Consider the following 18,221-nt stretch of genomic DNA (forward strand, 5'->3'; position numbering starts at 1 on the left):
CGGACGGCGAGCGACTGCAGTGACGGCAGCGCAGCCGGCATGAGCGATCGCTTCGCGAAATTCGACCGCCTGCTGGGCTTGATCCAGGCGCTTGCCGAAACGACCGACGGGTTGACCCTCGACGACATGGCCGATCACCTCGCCATGGGCCGGCGGACCGCGGAGCGGCTGCGGGATTTGATCGCCCTGCATTTCGACCTCGATTTCAAGATGGATAGTCGGCGCAAGCGCTTCCTGATCCGCGATGGTCTGAAGCGCCATTATGTCCGGCCGGTGCCTGCCGAGCTTGCTGCGCTACAGGCCGAGATTGATGGGCATCGGGCCGGTGGCAACGAACCGACCGCCGTCCTGCTCGCAGCACTGCTGGCGAAGATCAAGGGGGCCTTCGACGATCGGGAGAAGTTGCGGATCGATCCCGATCTCGATGCCCTTGCTCGCGTCCAGCGCAATATCGTCGCAGCAGGTCCGATCGTGAGCATCGCGCCGGAGACGATGACGATCGTCCAGAGCGCGATCCTCGCCGGTTGCTGCGTCGAGTTTCATTACCGAACTGAGGCGCGCACCGATCCACAGTGGCGGCGGGTCGTTCCCTTCGGGCTCGTGCACGGCCCCGTCACCTATCTGCTGGGCAAGATGCCGGGCGATAGCCGTGAACCGGTGTATTATCGTTTTGATCGCATTGTCGATCCGAAGCTCAGCGACAAGTTGGGTTGTGTGCCTGACGACTGGGACATCGACGACTGGCTCGCCAAGAGTTTCGGGGTCTGGCGCGACGAGGGGTTGCAGGATATTGTGCTGCGCGTTTATCCCGCCGCCGCCGACCGCGCGCGGAATTGGCGTTTCCATCGCAACCAGCATATGGAGGCGCTTTCTGACGGAAGCTTGCGCGTGACTTTCTCCACCGGCGGCATGCGCGAATTGGCCGATCATCTGTTTAGCTGGGGAGGCGACCTCGTTGTTGAGAGTCCGCCGGTTCTCATTGAAACTCTCCGCACGCGGATCGACGCCGCCAATAGTATGATTGATCCGCCCAGACTCTAGCAGATAGTAAAATGCCCGCTTCTAAGTTTCACTTGGGAATCCCAAAGTGGCAGATATGAGATGCGAGTCTGACAAGAGAGCGGTTATCGCTGGATCGGTCTTTTCCTAGTCATTCCCATAGTCTGGTTCATAATCCATCTCCCGCTCTACTTCGTCAGTGTGGATATAATTGATGCCGGCTGAATCTATCTCGTCGCTGCCTATAAGAACGAGTTTGCACGTGGGGCATCTGAACTCGTCGCCAACAAACTCACGCTCCACGATCTCCCACATCGCGTATTCGTCGTTTTCCTGTTTTATGTCCTCGCCGGTCTGGTCGCCTGCTACGAAGGCCCGGCACCCGCATCCAGGACAGGCCTCGATCCATATCTCGTCGAAGGCAGCTGCGAAGCTCGCCACTTGATCGATTGGCATGATCTCGTCCGCTACTTGGGCGAGCGCCTCCCGTTCCGCCTTCTTAAGCCCGCCGAACCATGCCTGGGCGGCTTCCACCCTGAGCTTCACGGCAGCATCACTCGCCGCGGCAGCCTCTGCTACGATCTGCCTCGGCGCCTTAGCATCGGCGCCTAACCAATCTTCAAGTGAGGAATCCATGTGGCGGAGGATTGCGTCGCAGGCGTGCCAATATCTTGCTTCCCACGCCTCAAGCCGCATGGCGCGAAACGGGATTGTAGCGCGACGATCTGGATGAGAAGTTAGCGACGATCAGGATGAGAAGCGCTGACCGCGACGGTGCCGTTTTGATGTGTTTAATTGTCGCTGGCAAGGCCTATGTCGCAGGTTGATTGTCGTGGAGCGACAGGCCGGTATTTTTGATTGTCGCGACCTTTGCGGGCCGACCTGCGCCGTGCTGCTTTCGGTCGATCGCGGCGCGCCGCCGATAGCTTTCGACGTTCATTTCGAAGATGGTGGCGTGGTGCACGAGGCGATCGACAGCGGCCAGCGTCATGGCGGGATCGGGGAAGACCCGGTTCCATTCGCCGAACGGCTGGTTGGCGGTAATCAGCAGCGAACGCCGCTCGTATCGCGCGCTGATCAGCTCGAACAGGACCGAGGTTTCGGCTTGGTCCTTGGCGACGTAAGCCAGATCGTCCAGGATCAGCAGATCGAAGCGATCGAGCCGATTGATCGCGTTTTCGAGCGTAAGCTCGCGGCGCGCAACCTGCAGTTTCTGGACGAGGTCGGAGGTCCGGACGAACAGCACGCGCCAGCCCTTTTCGATGAGCGCCAGTCCGATCGCCGACGACAGGTGCGATTTGCCCCCGCCGGGCGGGCCGAACAGGATCAGGTTCGCGCCGTTTTCGAGCCAGCTGTCTCCGGCGCAGATCGCCATGACCTGCGCCTTCGATATCATCGGCACCGCGTCGAAGTCGAACGTATCGAGCGTCTTTCCCGGCAACAGCTTTGCTTCCGCCAGATGCCGCTCCATCCGGCGGCGACCGCGTTCGGCGATCTCATGCTCGGTGATGGCGCTGAGGAACCGTGCCGCCGGCCAGCCTCCTTGTCGGACCGATCGGCGAACGTCGGCCAGAGCTGCTTGATTGTCGGAAGCCGCAGCTCATTGAGCATCAGGGTGAGCTTGGTCGCATCGATGCCCTGGGTCATGCCATTTCCTCCGCGCGAGGAGCCAGCAGCGCTTCATAGGCGCTCAGCGGGACGAGCTCGACGATAACCTCGGGTAAAGCCGCGGGGTCGGGCGCGAACCGCGCACGCAGCGCTGCCATGTCCGGCATGCCCTGCGGCGTCGCCAGCAGGGATTCCAGCACGCCAGCAAGCTCGGCCTCGCAGGCCCGCTCATGTGCAAGGCTGAGCAACTCGACCATCGTCCGGCACGCCATCCGATCGGCGAGCCGCTCGATCAGCCGGTCGAACATGCGCCGATAGGCCTCGCGCGGGAAGAGCTGGTCACGGTAAACGAGGTTCAGCAACGCCATCGGCTTACGCCGCAGCGCATGGATCACATGGCGATAATCGACGACATGATCATGCTTGCCTTTGCGGTCGGCGCGACCGCGCGGCAGAGTGAACAGGGGCGTGCCGCCGAGGAAGAGCTCAAGCCGGTCGTCGTAAAGCCGTACCCGCAGCCGGTGACCGATCAGCCGCGACGGCACCGTGTAGAAGACCTTGCGCAGCGTGAACCCGCCCGAGGAGGTGACCATGACGAGCACCTCTTCATAATCGCTGGTGCGCATGCCCGGCAGCGACTGAAGCACCGCCCGCTCGGCGTCGATGCGCTTCGCGCTCCGGGCATTCTTGCGCGCGACGATCTCGTCGATGAAGCGTCGATATTCCGCAAGCTCGCCAAAGTCGACCGATCCGCGCATCAGCAGGGCATCACGCACTGCCGCCTTCAGATGCCCGTGCGCGCTTTCTATCGCGCCATTCTCGTGCGCAACGCCGCGGTTGTTGCGGCTCGGCTCCATCCGGTAATGGCGGCACAGCGCGTCATATCTGTGCGTCAGATCATCGCGCGCCGATGCATCCAGATTGCGGAACGCCGCCGACAGGCTGTCGCTGCGATGTTCACGCGGCGCCCCGCCCAGCGCCCACAGCGCATTTTGCAGACCCTCCGCCAGCGCGACATAACTCTCGCCGCCAAGGATCACATGGGCATGCTCGAAGCCCGAACAGGCGAGCCGGAAGTGATACAGCCGGTGGTCGAGCTCGACCCCCGCGATCCGTACACCCAGATCGGCCATGTCCGTAAAATCCGACAGCCCCATCCGCCCCGGCTCGTGCACCGGCGGAAGATCACATCGCGATCCGGGCCTTGCAGCGCCCGCCAACTGCGGATCCGACGCTCCATCGTCCGCCGCACTCCATCGGGAAGCTCAGGATGACGACGCTGCATTTCTTCGAACACCGCGACGGCGCGGATTCCGGCGCACTCTCCAGAAGCGGTACAACCTCGCTATCGAAGATATCCGCCAGCGGATCGGGGCGACGGCGACCGCGCGGCGCCTTCTTTGCGACGGCAACTGCGCATCCTGCTCCAGCCGATAGGCCGTCGCCGTGCTGAACGCCGCGCACGCCGCCGCTGAACGCGGCGACACTGTCTGTCTCATCTTCATATATAATCTCACCTGATGATCGTTGATATGGCTCCCAGGCACCGCTTCTCCCCTTCAGAAGGAGGCGCCACCTGACAGGTCACGATCACCAAAAGCGCCCTTCCAGAAGAAAAGGCGCTCGCGGCGGTGTGTCTGTCGCTCCTCGGGGCTTCGCCCCTCGTCCCGACAGACACACCGCCGCCTTTCTCATCTAGATTGTCGCGCTGTTCTCACCTTGATTGTCGCGCAGCACGGGATGTCCGCAGAATGCAGCTCTGCGTTTCGACGTTCCGAAATATCCATACAGAACTTGTGCATCACGTGATCAAACCTTGGTACGAGATGCGCCAATCGTTCAAACAGGGTCTTTGCGGTGATCGTCTTCACGTCGGTGGTCACGTTAACGCCCGCTGCCACGAACAGCGACTTCCAGTTCGTTGGGTCTTGAGGTGGTGCCGGTTTTCTGGACAGGGTGTTAAGCTAGTCCAGACCTGAAGGACTGGTACGGGAATGAAGACGACGAGGAAGCGGTACAGCGCGGATTTCAAGGCGAAGGTTGCGCTTGAAGCGATCCGGGGCGATCTGACGCTGGCGGAGTTGGCCGCAAAGCATGGCGTTCACCACACGATGATTGCGTCATGGAAGCGGCAGGCCATCGCGGGGATGGCGGGCACATTTTCCGGTGCGGGCGAAGCGGCCAGGGCGGCCAGCGAGGCCGAAGTGGACAAGCTGCACGCGAAGATCGGGCAGTTGCTGGTGGAGCGGGATTTTTTAGCGAAAGCCTCCGGTCGATGAGCGTGGCACGGAGGCGATCGATGATCGAGCCTGCTCACCATCGCCTGTCGATCGCGGCGCAATGCCGGCTGCTGTCGATCAGCCGGTCGAGCTACTATTACGCGCCAGTGCCGGAGACCGAGGAGACGTTGGCGCTGATGCGAGTGATCGACGCGGCGTTCCTCGACATGCCGTGGTACGGCAGCCGGCAGATGGTCCGGCATCTGCGCCGTAATGGTCATGACGTTGGGCGACGACGGGTGCGGCGGCTGATGGCGAAGATGGGTCTGTCGCCGATCTACCAGAGGCCTCGCACGAGCGATCCGCACCCGCAGCATAGGGTCTATCCTTATCTGCTGCGCAAGCTGGCGATCGAGCGGCCGAACCACGTCTGGTGCGCCGACGTGACATACATCCCGATGCGCCGGGGCTTCCTCTATCTGGTGGCGATCATGGACTGGGCAACGCGCAAGGTACTGGCTTGGCGCTTGTCGAACACCATGGACGCGGGCTTCTGCGTCGCGGCATTGGAGGAAGCGCTGACGCGCTTCGGAAGGCCCGAGATCTTCAACACCGATCAGGGCAGCCAGTTCACCAGCTTCGCCTTCACCAGCGTGTTGCGCGAGGCCGAAGTCCGCATCAGCATGGACGGCCGGGGCCGGTGGATGGATAACGTCTTCATCGAGCGCCTCTGGCGATCGCTGAAATACGAATGCGTGTATCTGCACGCCTTCGAGACCGGCTCCGAGTTGCGGGCTGGTCTTGGCCGGTGGATCACCTATTACAACACCCAGCGCCCACACTCGGGCCTTGCCGGGAGAACCCCGGCAGAGGCCTATCGGCGGATCGGGCAATCAGATCATGGGGGGCATGCCCCCCATGATCTGATGATCAAACAGGCGGCATGAACGACAACCGGGATTAGCTTAACTTAGCCGCCAAACTGTCCAAGAAGGCGGGACCACCTCATAGCTCCGGCTCGCCCCGCGGCGGGTCGGCCAAGAAACTTGACCGCTCGGTCCGCGGCAAGAGCGATAGCCGCCTCGCACTCCGAGTTCGAAGCAAAGCGGCACCAGCCATCGCGCTCTAGGTCCGCGGCCAGCAATTCCAGAAGAATCTCCACGATTTGTCAGTTAGCTTAGCGTCTCCCTAAATAACAGCTGGATACAACTCGACATGTCGCCTTCCCCGATCTTGCCAGCATCGCAAGTGTATGAATGTCTGTTTCGACCTCCGCGAGCCTAAAACCAGATAATTGCAGTTGAAGAGTGAGAACTGTCGCTGTGCGCCCACCATATGAATGGCCGCTTTCGGGGACGGTGGTTGCATTGTTGGAACGACCGACATCAGGCGCCTTCCCGACATAATCGTGGCGCGAACCCGGACTCGGCACGCGGCCTATCCGTCCACGCCAGCCAGAACGACGACAGCCTTTGATCCTCTGCTGGATGCCGGGCGCGTCATCCGCGAAGTCAGGCGGCACGGGCTTTCCGGCTCTTCCCGGCACTCGCCCGGGCCGCCGCCAGCTTTTCCTCGCCGCAGATGATGTCGATGTAGAGATGGGCGTTCTTGCGGCGCTCAGCGATGCTCTGCAGCACCCCGATGGCGTAGTAACCGATCTGGTGATAGTAGAAAACACGCGCCCGGATCGCTGCGTGCTGGCGATCGTACCCGAGCGCCTCGAAGAAAGCACGGAGGCGCTCTAGCCGTTCGCGATCGGTACGCTCCACGGCCCAGCCCGCGCGCTTGTCGCCTCGCGCCCATTCGCGCACCGCGAGATCGAACTGATAGTCATACCCGTCGGCATCGATGAGCCGAGCCACCGTACGGTCGAGCCAGTCGGCGGCGTCCGCGGGTTTCGAAGGCGGTGCATCGTCCGGCAAGAACCGGCAGGTCTCTTCCCAATATTGGATGACCTGATCGAAGAACTCGTCGCGATCCTTGAAGTGGTGGTAGAAGCCCCCGCGCGTCACGCCGAGGCGATTGGCCAAGCGGTCGACCTTAAGCCCGGAAATGCCCTCTTCAACCAGCATTCGCTTGGCTGCTTCAATCCAGTCCTGAATTGTATTCTTTGGCGTGCGGCCAACCATGATCAATGCTTCCAGCTGGGCCTTACAAGGCATCAGAAATGCCCATGCCATATATGCACCCAGTTACAAAGCGCAGAGGCACGGAAATCTCCGGCCTGGCCGGCGGTTCATATTCCCGCCCTACTCACCCCGAAGCACTTTCCGCCGCGCACCCCGCGTTTCCGACAGAGGCGAAACGGCGAGATCACATATTTCCGCCAGCATGATCAAAACATGCAGACCTGTCCCATTGTGGAAACAAACCACCGGTTTCGCCGCGAGCAACGCCCTAGATCGATGACAGGACAACGGTCTTGTTGCCGTTCTGGAAAATACGGTGCTCGGCTTGCCAGCGGACGGCGCGGCTAAGCACCGACGCTTCGATCTCGCGGCCGATGGCAACCATTTCATCGGCCGTCACCGAATGGGATACGCGTCGCACGTCCTGCTCGATGATCGGTCCTTCATCGAGTTCGGGCGTCACGAAGTGCGCCGTCGCGCCGATCAGCTTCACGCCGCGGGCATGGGCCTGGTGATAGGGCTTCGCGCCCTTGAAGCTCGGCAGGAAACTATGGTGAATATTGATGCAACGCCCGGAGAGCTTCGCGGAAAAGTCATCCGAAAGAATCTGCATGTAACGCGCGAGGACGGTCAGTTCGGCGCCGCTCTGCTCGATGATCGACAGAAACGCCTCTTCCTGCGCAGGCTTCCCCTGATCCATGGGCAGATGGTGATAGGGCAGCCCGTGCCACTCCACGGTCTTGCGCATCGCTTCATGATTGGAGACGACACCGACGATGTCGATCGGCAGCTGCCCGATCTCGCGCTTGTGAATGAGGTCGACGAGGCAATGTCCGAACCTGGAAACGGCAATGAGGACCTTCAGCCTGGTCCCAAGATCGCGCAACTCCCAGTCCAGCGAGAGATCGCGCGCGGCTGGCTCGATGATCGCCGCGAGTTCCTCGCGCGGCGAAGAGCCGGTCAAGACCATGCGGCAGAAGAAGCCGCAGGTATCGTCGTCGCCGTAGACTTCTGCACCCCGCACGTCGCATCCATTGGCCGCAAGCAGCGTCGCGAGGGCCGCCATGATGCCGGGACGGTCCGGTGCGCGAAAGCGCAGCACAAATTCTGTAGTCAAGAATTAACTCCTGGAGACAGGGCCGGCCCGCGCAACATTCTGACAGCGTAGGTGGCCATGGTTTGATCGACGACGATCCTGAAAACCGGTTGCCCTTCGCTATCGGGCAAGCGTGCTATGAACATACCTGTGTCGCTCAGCGGTGCCCGCGCGACATCGCCCACCGTCATCGCAGCATCGGTCACATCGAGCGGCGTGACTGCGGCAAGCCTGTCGCGCGCGCTGGCACCCGAAAGCCGAAAGGCCTTACGCGCGTGCGACAGGTTCGTCGCGAGGCAGGAATCACCGAACATGGCCGCGCGTCCGATCATCGCGAGCACCTCGGCCTCGCCGCCGGTCAGAAACCACTCATCGGGTGCGAGCCAGGAGACTTCGACCGTGTCCAACGAGAGCGACTGGCGGTCGGCCGGGGCGGGATGGCCAAACAGATCGGAAAAATATGCGGCGGTGGTTCCCCTCAGGAACTGCACCTTCCCTACCCCGAGCCCGTCCTCCAGCGTGAGCGCGGCGCCTGCCTCGCTGAAGCCGGCCAGCCCAGAAGATCCACGGCGAACCAGCGGCGCCGAACCATCCTGATCAAACATCGAGCCGTGCTCCTTCCGGGTCATAGGCGCGCGGATCCACGATCCGGGCCCGTCGCGTCTGTCCAAGATGCCAAGTGCGGACCTCCTCACCCATGCGGGCGGAGCCCGCAGCAACCAGCGCCATGGCCAGCGGCTTCTGCAAGGTCGGGGACATTACGCTCGACGTCACCCAGCCCTCGGTGCCGCGCGGCTCGGTCGATCCCCGCGGAAGCAGATGGGCACCGATCGGGATCATCCCGCCCCCATCGATGACTTCAAGGCCAACCAGCTGGCGGCGATCGCTGCGCAGCCCGTCGGGACGTGTCGTCGATCGGCGGCCGACGAAGTCATCGGGCTTTTTTGCGATCGCCGGGCCGAACCCCACATCCTGGGGGTAGGTCGTCCCGTCGGTATCGGAGCCGACGTGCAGGAATCCCTTCTCGACACGCATGACCATCAGCGCCTCGATGCCGAACGGTGCGATGCCGAACTTGCGCCCGGCGCGCATGAAACGATCCCAAAGTGCCGCCCCGTAGCTCCACGGCACGGCCACCTCGTAGGAGAGTTCGCCCGAGAAGCTGACACGCTCGATCCGCGCCTCTACGCCGGCGACGCGCCCTTCGCGATAGGTCATATGCGGGAAGGCCGCGGACGACAGATCGATATCGGTCCCAACGGCTTTGAGGACGTCGCGCGCCTTCGGCCCGGCCACATTCATCACCGCCCAGCCGGTGGTGACATTCTCGACCAGAACGTTCAGATCGCGCCATTCGCACTGCAGCCACTCGTTGAAGATATCGGTGATGGCGGCGGCATGGCCACTGGTGGTGCCGACGAGGAAATGGTTCTCTCCGATCCGCGCGAACACGCCATCGTCATAAACCACGCCATGTTCGTTCAGCATGAGACCATAGCGGCACCGGCCAACCTTCAGGTTGCGCACGCCATTGACATACATCCTCTGCAGGAATTCGGCGGCGTCGGGGCCCTTGACCTCGATCTTGCCGAGCGGCGAAGCGTCGAACAGACCGACCGAATTGCGGACCGCGAGCACCTCGCGGCGAACCGCCGCTCCCTCGGCTTCCTCGCCTTTCCTGTACCAGGCGGCGCGCAGCCAGCCTCCATATTGCTCCATTTGTGCGCCGGCGGCCATCTGTTCGTCATGCGCTGCCAGGCGCGCGAACGGCATGAGGTCCTGTCCAACAGCCCGGCCGGCAAAGCCGCCGATCGTTACGGGATCGAACGGGGGCCGGAATTTGGTCGTGCCGATTGTTTGCGGCGGCTTGCCCAACAGGTGCGAGAGGACGCCGATACCCGCGACATTGGAGGTCTTGCCCTGGTCCGAGGCCATGCCCAGCGTTGTGTAGCGCTTGAGATGTTCTATCGAGCGGAAACTCTCTCGCGAGGCCAGCTGGACATCGGCCACGGTGACGTCGTTCTGGAAATCGAGCCACGCCGTCTGCGCGGCGACGTCGCCGTCGGCAAAATGACGTGTCGGACCGACCCCAACGGGGGCGGAACGGGTTGGCTTGCCGCCGCGCGCAACGGCGCGCGCGCCGGAAATTGCGGCCTCCATGTCGAACACTCCGGCTGCCGCCCCCACGCATGGAGCCTCCTGGACGGACTGGGAGGGAAGGAACGCCTGCAACGCCTCGTCGAACGCGAGCGAGCCGCCCGATTGGGAATGCAGGTGAACCGCCGGATTCCAGCCGCCGGCGGTGAGGATCGTATCGCATCGCAAGGTCGCGCGCGCCGACCCGCCGGCCGGATCGCCGATTGAGAGCGATTTCACCCGGCGCCTGCCGCGCGCCGCGACCGGCGCAGACGAGAGAATGACGCGGATCGAGCGGGAAGCAGCCTGGGCAGCCATGGGCGTTTCGGCCCGCGTGTCGATGATGGCGACGATCGCCGCCCCGGCGTCCTGGAGCGCGAAGGCGGCCTCATACCCGCTGTCATTGTTCGCGGTGACGACGATCCGCTTTCCCGGGACGACGCCATAGCGATGGGCATAGGCCTGGGCTGCAGAGGCCAGCATGACGCCGGGAATATCATTTCCCGAAAAGGCGATCGGTCGCTCGAAAGCGCCCGTCGCCAGGATCGCGCGGCGACAACGGACTTTCCAGAGCCGCTGGCGCGGCCCGCTGCGCTGCGACAGCGGTAGATGGTCGGTCAGGCGTTCGCACAGGGCGACCAGCCCGTGATCGTAGAAGCCGAACGCCATCGTGCGCGCAAGAATCTGCACATTGGGAAACGTCCGAAGCCGCGAGAGCGCGGCGTCGCGCCACGCGGCCGGCGATTGGTCTTCGACCGGCCCGGTCGACGCCAGCAATCCTCCGCCAAGGATCGCATCGGCCTCGACCAGCAGTACCTGCGCTCCGCTCGCCGCGACCGCCTCCGCAGCGGCAAGGCCCGCCGCGCCTGATCCCACAACAAGCGTGTCTATGTGTTCGAAGCGATGTTCGTACGGGTCTGGGTCGGGGTGTTGCGGCGCGACGCCAAGGCCCGCAGCCTTGCGAATCCACCGCTCGAACAGATGCCAGTTCGGCCAGAGAAATGTCTTGTAATAGAAGGCGGCGGGAATGAAGCGCTTCACCAGCGAATTCACCGCCAGGATATCAAATGTCGCGCTCGGCCAGCTATTGACGGGACTGGCCGCCAGCCCTTCATATAGTTCGACCTGCGTCGCCTTCATGTTGGGTATCGTGGCCGCACCCGCCTCGAGCTGGACGATAGCGTTCGGCTCCTCGAGGCCTGCGGCGATCAGGCCGCGAGGCCGATGATATTTGAAACTGCGCCCGACGATCGAGACACCATTGGCGAGGAGGGCCGAGGCGAGCGTGTCGCCCGCGAAACCCTCATAGCAACGACCCGCCCAGGTAAAATTCACCCGGCGAGCACGATCGATCGTCGTCCCCGCATTGTTTCGCCATCCGGTCACCGGACATCTCCCGTCACGGGCATGCTTTCACCCATCAGGTAGACCGCATTGATCCGGTGCGTGACGGTATCGCGCGCCACGTTAAACCAGCGCCGACAGCCCGCGGCGTGGACCCATCTCTCGCGATGCTCGCCCTTCGGATTTTGCCGATAGAAGAGATAGTCCGCCCAGGCTTCGTCATCGACATCGCCATGGGGGCCAGGCCGCTGGATATGACTCTCGCCGCCGCAGCGGAATTCGAGTTCGGCGCGCGGCCCGCAATAGGGACAGTTGATCAGCAGCATATTGGGTCCTTAGTGCGCGATGCCGGCGGCCGACGCTTCGTCGATCAGGGCGCCGGTCTGGAAGCGTTCGAGGCCGAAGCCTGCCGCGAGAGGATGCGACTGTCCGGTCGCCATGAGGTGGGCCAGACACCAGCCACCTGCCGGGATCGCCTTGAAGCCGCCCGTCCCCCAGCCCCCGTTGACATAGAGGCCGTCGACCGGGGTCCTCCCGAGGATCGGCGTCGAATCATGGGTGACGTCGACAAGTCCCGCCCATTGCCGCAGAAACCGCATGCGGGAGAAACCCGGGAAGAGTTCGACCACCCCGGCGGCCGCGCGCTCCATCCACGGCAGGCTGCCTCGCTGGGCATAGGACAGGAATATGTCCAGCCCCGCGCCGATCACGAGCTCGCCCTTGTCCGATTGGCTGAGATAGGTCCCGGTCGCCGGCGAGAGCAAAACGGTGTCGAGGCAAGGCTTGACGGGTTCGGATACGAAGGCCTGCAAACCGTACGAGCTGATCGGCAACCTGACGCCGGCCTTCGCTGCAAGCGCCGTCGAGTGCCCGGCCACGGCCATCCCGACGTTACCGGTGCCGATCATGCCCAGGCTCGTTTCGATCCCGCGCACCTTGCCGTTCGCGATGAGAAAGCCGGTCACCTCACAATTCTGGATGATATCGACCCCGAGGCGCGAGGCGGCGCGGGCATATCCCCAAGCGACGGCATCGTGACGCGCCGTGCCTGCGCGGGGCTGGTTGAGCGCCCCGTGGATCGGGAAACGCGGATTGTCGTTCAGCCCCGGAATATTCTTTCGTACCGAGGTGGCATCATGGAGTTCCGCATCGACGCCATTGAGGAGCATCGCATTGGCCGACCGATTGAGCATCTCCATGCCGTGCCGGTCGTGGCCGAGAATCCAGATCCCGCGCTGCGAGAACATGATGTTGTAGTTGAGTTCGCGCGACAAGCCCTCGTAGAGCTTCAGCGCGAAATCGAAAAATTGCGCCGTTTCCGGAAAGAAGTAATTCGACCGGATCACCGTGGTGTTGCGGCCGGTGTTTCCGCCGCCGATCCATCCCCGCTCGATCACGGCGATATTGGTCATGCCGTGATTCTTGGCGAGATAATAGGCCGTGGCAAGGCCGTGCCCGCCGCCGCCGATAATGACCGCGTCATATCCCGCCTTGGGCGCTGCTTCCCTCCACGCGGGCTCCCAGCCTCGCTGGCCGTTCAACCCCTCGCGTATCAGCGACAGTGCGGAATAGCGTCTCGTCACAGACTCCCCCTTCTTTTCATATGAGTTTAATGCACAACTGAATGTCATATCGCAAGAGAAATACAGCACCGTTCTTCCCATATTTTTTCCGGCGATAATACGGGCGTTCGCGCCTCAAGAGCCGCGCAATTCTCCTTATTACGCTAGGTATCTACGAGCCTTCGAGAGCGAAGCGGCAACCGCGTCGGTAAAACAATGCAGTGTTGCTTAATTTATTCGCTTCATCGATAGGCCGCCGGGGGCGCGAAGAGGCTTCGACTCGCCGAATTGCCGAGAGTGCTCACCGCCCGCTCGGGATCGCGCCGAGCCGGACAAACCGGCATGTCCGCGTCGCAATCCGGCAGTCGCGGCAAAGCCAGGGGCGGAATGACATCCGATGACGGAGCACTTAGAAAACACCGAACCGCCGCCGCTCGACCGCGCCTGGTCGACGCGTGCCACGCTAGAAGATGCCTACGCGATCTTCGTCGGTTCGCTATTGATAGTCGCCGGACTCGCCCTGCTTTCTTCCGCTCGCCTTATTATCGGGGGGCTTTCGGGAATCGCGTTGCTGATCTCCTACATCGTTCCGGTCGAGGCGGGGATCTTGCTGATGGTCCTCAGTGTGCCATTCTTCCTGCTCGCGGGGCGCGCGATGGGCCGGGGCTTCCTTGTCAAAACCGTCACGGCGAGTCTGTGCCTGTCCATCCTGTCCGGCCTCACGCCATTGGCATTCCACATCGACGTGCTCAGCAAGCCGATCGCAGCTCTCGCGGCAGGCGCGATGCTCGGTATGGGAACGCTTTCGCTGGCGAGGCATGGCGCTGGCGTAGGCGGGTTCGGAGCATTGTTTCTGTGGATCGAGCGCCGCCACGGCGTGAACCCGGGAAAAATTCAGCTTGGCATCGATACCGTGATTTTCACGGCATCATGCGCGATCATCGCGCCGTCCGATCTGCTCTGGTCGGCACTCGCGACCCTCACGGGAAGCGCCATCCTGATCCTGTGGCAACGGCCACCGCGGCTAACCACGGACTAGGCGGGCTCGGGCAATCCCGTGAAGTCGTCTGCGGCAAACGCGCATGGATTACGCTGATCGGGCAAAGCCAAATGCGCTCCGCTGCCCAATAATCCAAAGAACATCGGGGACGGCGTGCCCGTCGGGCGCCAGTTCAGGCTCGCCCGGACATCAATCGTGGCGTGCTTCGACGAGCCTCTGCCGCACATTCGCGCGCTCCGCCGATGCAATCGTGTTTTCCAAAAGCATGGTGACGGTCATCGGACCGACCCCGCCCGGCACCGGCGTTATGCCTGCCGCTTTCTGCGCGACGCCGGCGAAATCGACGTCGCCGGTGATTGTCCCGTCCGGCAGCCGGTTGATGCCGACGTCGATAACGATCGCGCCGGTCTTGACCATCTGGGGCAAAATCAGGTTGGGCACGCCCGCCGCGACGACAAGAATGTCCGCGAGAATGGTGAACTGGGCAAGGTCGCGCGTCTTTGCGTGGCAAATCGCGACGGTGGCATCGCGGGCCATCAGCATGAGCGCCATCGGCTTTCCGACGATGTTGCTGGCCCCGACGATGACGACATTCTGGCCCTCTACCGACACACCCTCGCTTTCGAGCAGCTTTACAACGCCATAGGGCGTGCATGGCGGGAAAACGGTATTCCCGGCTACGAGCGCGCCCACATTATACAGATGAAACCCGTCGACGTCCTTTTCGATCGCGATCGTTTCGAGCACCCGTGCAACATCGATATGCGGAGGGAGCGGCAGTTGAACCAAGATACCATGCACGGCGGGGTCTGCATTCAGTTCGACGATCATGCCGAGCAGTTCGGCATTGGATATTGTCGACGGCAGTCGATGGCTGACCGATTTGATCCCTGTCGCCTCGCAGGCCCTGATCTTGTTGCGGACATAGACGGCCGAGGCTGCGTCCTCTCCGACGAGGATGACGGCCAAACCCGGCGGACATGCCCCGGACGCCTCGAGCGCCTGCACGCGAAGAGCAAAAGCCTCGCGCAGTTTCGCGGCCAATTTGCGGCCATCAATGATTTTTGCCGCCAACTTAATTTCTCCGGGAACCGTTGCGCTTCCGCATGTCACTCCGGGTGCGCAAAAAGCGATCCGGTGCCACCGCCCGGATCGCGACACGCCTCCTAACCCGGGGCTTCGCCTAGCCCGCCCGCGATATGCAGCACCCATTAAAAAGGGAGCCTGCCTCCCCCCGGCGACAGGCTCCAATCGAGCGCGCATTACCCGGCTGGTGATACCGGGACGCGCCGGCCCGCTAGAACTTGGCGCTCAACGACATAGTGAAGCTGCGCGGACGGATGATGTTTGCCGTCGCCGGGACCCCAGGCGTGCCGGGCGCGTAGTTGATGACGCCGAACTCGTTCAAAACATTGTCGACGCGGAACTGGACCTGATATTGCCGGAAGCTCACACCTGCCCGCAGATCGACGGTGCCGATCGACGGGAGCTTCACGTTCGGAGCGGTCACGCTGCTCGGATAGGAGGTGAACATTTCCGACTGAAAGCGCATCGTCGCGCCCAGCTGCCCTTCGACATCGTTTCCAAGCGAAACGCTTTGGTCGACGGTTGCCGCGACCGTCCATTGCGGCGTGTACGGGATCGGGTCGCCGGCCGCTGCGCCGATGACAGCGCTCACGCCGGGATCGATCCTGGTGAGCCGCGGATCGGTGTAGCCGGCGTTGACGCCAATGCTGAGTCGATCGGACGGGCGTGCCAGGGCCGAGACCTCGAAGCCCTCCACCTTTGCCTTGCCGGCATTGGCGAGCACGATCTGGTTCTGGAAGATCGTGTAAAGCTGGATATTCTTCCAATCGATCCGGTAAACCGAAGCCTCGAGGCTCAGCGTCCTGTCGAGGAAGTCGCCCTTGATCCCCGCTTCATAATTCCAGACCGTGTCGGGATTGATCGTGGTTTGAGCGCCCGTCGGCGGGGCTACGGCCGGCTGGGGACCGCCCGGCCTGAAGCCGCTTGCGGCGCGGAGGAACAGGCTGAGGTTGCTTGTCGGCCGCCAGCGTACCGTCGCGAGATAGGATGTATGATTCTCGCTGGCGTCGAGCCCGGGTGTCTGCTGCGGTCCGCCCAGCAACGCGTCATAATAGACGCCGCTGTAGTTCAGGGTGAAATTTTCCTTGTAGTGCGCCAGTCGCGCGCCGCCGGTGATATCGAAGTTATCCGAGAGATAGAATGTGAGGTTGCCGAAGGCCGACAGCTCTTCGTACCGGTCCCTGATGGGGGAGGAGATGAAGGAGCCGAGGGCGCCCGAAAGCTGCGTGTTGGTCGTGGTGTCGCGCGCGACGATATCGGTCGTGAGCGGATCCACCCGCTCATGGGTGTAGAAACCGCCGACGAGAAATTCGACCGGGCCAAGCCTGTTCGAGACAAAGCGGAGTTCGGCAGTCTTCTTCTTTTGAGGGATCGTGCTTTGATAGGCAAAGCCGGTGTTCGCCGGATAGTTGTAACCGAGCAGTCCGAGGAGCGGGAGAATGGGCACATAGCTCGCCGAAAAGTCATTCTCGGTATGCAACTTGCTCTCGGAATAGGCGGCAACGGCGATCACCCGGCCGATCCCGACATCATAAGTTCCGGTCGCCGACACCAGCCGGTAGCGAGTGCTCGACGGCGCGTCGAAGAACTGACTGTACTTCCGCTTGCCATAGAGAGGCGTGAAGGTGCCCGTGACATTGTCCTGCAGCGCCAGGCCATTTGTATCGGTGTCCTGGAACTGGCCCACCAGATCGATCGTCAGCCGGTCGGTGGGCGTCCATCCGATCGCGAGGCGGGCGCCCTTCGAATCGCTTTCGTTGACGTTCTTGGTTCCGGTACCGATGTTGTCGACATAGCCCGGCGCGCGCCGGTAGAACGCAGTTGCGCGCACCGCCAGCCGATCCGCCACGAGGGGTATGTTGACGCTGGCATTGGCCAGATAACCGAACCCACCGCCGTCGATCGCGGTCGCTTCCGCCCGGACACTGGCAGAGAAGCTCGACGGGTCGGGCCGCTTCGAGATCATCCGGATGACGCCGCCGAGGCTCGACGCGCCATAAAGCGTGCCCTGCGGACCTTTCAGCACTTCGATTCGATCAAGGTCGACGAGTTCCGGATCGGGCGCAACGAATGCGCCGCCGCCATTGGACGAGCTGGCGGTGAACGGCACGTCATCCAGATAGACCACCGTCGTGGCGGATTGCTGGAGCGCCCCTGTCTGCAGACCGCGGATATAGACTTTCCCCGAGCCGGGAGTGCCATCGTCCTGAACGGTCAGGCCGGGCGTGAGCGTGGCATAGTCGCGAACCGACTGGACACCGAGCCGCTCGATTGCATCGCCTCCGAGCACCGTAATCGCCGAGGGGACATCGCGCAGCTTCTCTTCGCGCTTGCTGGCCGTCACGACGATTTCACCATCGTTCGGAACCTCGTCGGCAACAGCCGGCAGGACGACGCTATCGGGCGCGACTTGTGCCTTTGCGTGGTTTGCCGTCAGGCATAGCGCAACCACGCTAGCCGACAAAAGATAGCCTTTTCCGAACATCGCGGTCATCAAAACACTCCCTCGTCATAATACATAAATGTATGTTTGATATATCGTCGCCGACGGAGGATTCTCGCGTGGCCCGACCCGCATCTGAACGCCTTTTCTGCGGGAGAGCAAGCCATCCACCTTTCGAACACCGCCAAATGGATTTCGCTCACGGCCAAAATTCCAATTTTTGACGATGCTGTATTTTTACTTGACCAGCTCCGCGAACCGGGCTGAACTGCATCGACACGTAGGAGGACTGTAAGCGATGCAAGCGTCAGACGAACTCTCCGCCGGGCAGAAACACGGACCTCGGCTCGGCGCGGGTTGGATTGCACCGCGGCGACAGGCGCGGACACCCTCCCGTCTCCCCCCTGCGCGCCGCTTCCCCTCCCCCGACCGGGATACCGAACAGCTTACCATCCGCTATGCGATCGACGACTATGCGATCGACCCTGTCGTAGCCGAAGGGCAGCTCCCCGATGCTTTCGTCCGCTTGAGCGATAACCGTCACTATCGCTTCGGCGCAAGCGGCTCATTCGGGACCGGCCAACATGAATTTTGCGGGT

General features: G+C 62.5%; 12 protein-coding genes and 2 pseudogenes. 3 read left to right on the forward strand and 11 right to left on the reverse strand.

Features of this window, described 5'->3' with window-relative positions:
* The first annotated feature begins 39 nt into the window (after positions 1 to 39).
* Positions 40 to 1,041 carry a helix-turn-helix transcriptional regulator gene (locus tag AC2S9W_RS14720; protein WP_486571140.1) on the forward strand — a complete coding sequence of 334 codons (1,002 nt, stop codon included), beginning with the start codon at positions 40 to 42 and terminating at the stop codon, positions 1,039 to 1,041.
* Positions 1,042 to 1,146: 105 nt separating this feature from the next.
* On the opposite strand, the gene AC2S9W_RS14725 is transcribed toward AC2S9W_RS14720, so the two are convergent.
* The 3 genes and pseudogenes from AC2S9W_RS14725 to istA all read right to left on the reverse strand — a co-directional run bounded on the left by AC2S9W_RS14725 (position 1,147) and on the right by istA (position 4,154).
* On the reverse strand, positions 1,147 to 1,635 hold the full coding sequence (locus tag AC2S9W_RS14725; RefSeq protein ID WP_486571141.1) for a hypothetical protein: 489 nt from the start codon (positions 1,633 to 1,635) through the stop codon (positions 1,147 to 1,149).
* Positions 1,636 to 1,810: 175 nt separating this feature from the next.
* A pseudogene (gene istB, locus AC2S9W_RS14730) lies at positions 1,811 to 2,646 on the reverse strand (IS21-like element helper ATPase IstB).
* Positions 2,643 to 4,154 (reverse strand): annotated as a pseudogene (gene istA, locus AC2S9W_RS14735) (IS21 family transposase). The pseudogenes istB and istA overlap by 4 nt, the downstream one beginning before the upstream one ends.
* 447 nt (positions 4,155 to 4,601) lie before the next feature.
* Here istA and AC2S9W_RS14740 point away from each other — a divergent pair.
* Positions 4,602 to 5,773 (forward strand): IS3 family transposase gene (locus AC2S9W_RS14740; protein ID WP_342520550.1). Its coding sequence is split into 2 segments (ribosomal slippage): positions 4,602 to 4,866 and positions 4,866 to 5,773, totalling 1,173 coding nucleotides; the frame shifts between segments, so codons are not numbered across the junction.
* 564 nt (positions 5,774 to 6,337) lie between these two features.
* Here the strand turns inward: AC2S9W_RS14740 and AC2S9W_RS14745 are convergent.
* The 6 genes from AC2S9W_RS14745 to AC2S9W_RS14770 all read right to left on the reverse strand — a co-directional run bounded on the left by AC2S9W_RS14745 (position 6,338) and on the right by AC2S9W_RS14770 (position 13,162).
* Positions 6,338 to 7,006, reverse strand: coding sequence for a TetR/AcrR family transcriptional regulator (locus AC2S9W_RS14745; protein WP_486571142.1), 669 nt, complete (start codon positions 7,004 to 7,006; stop codon positions 6,338 to 6,340).
* Positions 7,007 to 7,223: 217 nt separating this feature from the next.
* The gene (gene purU, locus AC2S9W_RS14750; protein WP_486571143.1) at positions 7,224 to 8,072 is read right to left on the reverse strand and encodes a formyltetrahydrofolate deformylase; all 849 of its coding nucleotides are present in this window, start codon (positions 8,070 to 8,072) and stop codon (positions 7,224 to 7,226) included.
* Positions 8,069 to 8,656, reverse strand: a complete 588-nt coding sequence (locus AC2S9W_RS14755) for a sarcosine oxidase subunit gamma family protein (protein WP_486571144.1) — start codon at positions 8,654 to 8,656, stop codon at positions 8,069 to 8,071. Before AC2S9W_RS14755 ends, purU begins: the two co-directional genes overlap by 4 nt.
* On the reverse strand, positions 8,649 to 11,573 hold the full coding sequence (locus AC2S9W_RS14760; RefSeq protein WP_486571145.1) for a sarcosine oxidase subunit alpha family protein: 2,925 nt from the start codon (positions 11,571 to 11,573) through the stop codon (positions 8,649 to 8,651). The genes AC2S9W_RS14755 and AC2S9W_RS14760 overlap by 8 nt, the downstream gene beginning before the upstream one ends.
* Positions 11,570 to 11,857, reverse strand: a complete 288-nt coding sequence (locus tag AC2S9W_RS14765; protein WP_486571146.1) for a sarcosine oxidase subunit delta — start codon at positions 11,855 to 11,857, stop codon at positions 11,570 to 11,572. Before AC2S9W_RS14765 ends, AC2S9W_RS14760 begins: the two co-directional genes overlap by 4 nt.
* A gap of 9 nt (positions 11,858 to 11,866) precedes the next feature.
* A complete protein-coding gene (locus AC2S9W_RS14770) occupies positions 11,867 to 13,162 on the reverse strand; it encodes a sarcosine oxidase subunit beta family protein (RefSeq protein WP_486572092.1) in 1,296 nt (431 codons plus the stop codon).
* A gap of 328 nt (positions 13,163 to 13,490) precedes the next feature.
* Here AC2S9W_RS14770 and AC2S9W_RS14775 point away from each other — a divergent pair, with 328 nt between their 5' ends.
* A complete protein-coding gene (locus tag AC2S9W_RS14775; RefSeq protein ID WP_486571147.1) occupies positions 13,491 to 14,132 on the forward strand; it encodes a YitT family protein in 642 nt (213 codons plus the stop codon).
* Positions 14,133 to 14,282: 150 nt separating this feature from the next.
* Here the strand turns inward: AC2S9W_RS14775 and folD are convergent, their stop codons facing one another.
* Both folD and AC2S9W_RS14785 read right to left on the reverse strand, forming a co-directional pair.
* Positions 14,283 to 15,167, reverse strand: coding sequence for a bifunctional methylenetetrahydrofolate dehydrogenase/methenyltetrahydrofolate cyclohydrolase FolD (folD, locus tag AC2S9W_RS14780; RefSeq protein WP_486572093.1), 885 nt, complete (start codon positions 15,165 to 15,167; stop codon positions 14,283 to 14,285).
* A 223-nt stretch (positions 15,168 to 15,390) separates the two neighbouring features.
* A complete protein-coding gene (locus AC2S9W_RS14785) occupies positions 15,391 to 17,673 on the reverse strand; it encodes a TonB-dependent receptor (RefSeq protein ID WP_486571148.1) in 2,283 nt (760 codons plus the stop codon).
* Between the last annotated feature and the right edge of the window lie 548 nt (positions 17,674 to 18,221).

The sequence above is a fragment of the Sphingopyxis sp. 550B genome, assembly GCF_057401805.1.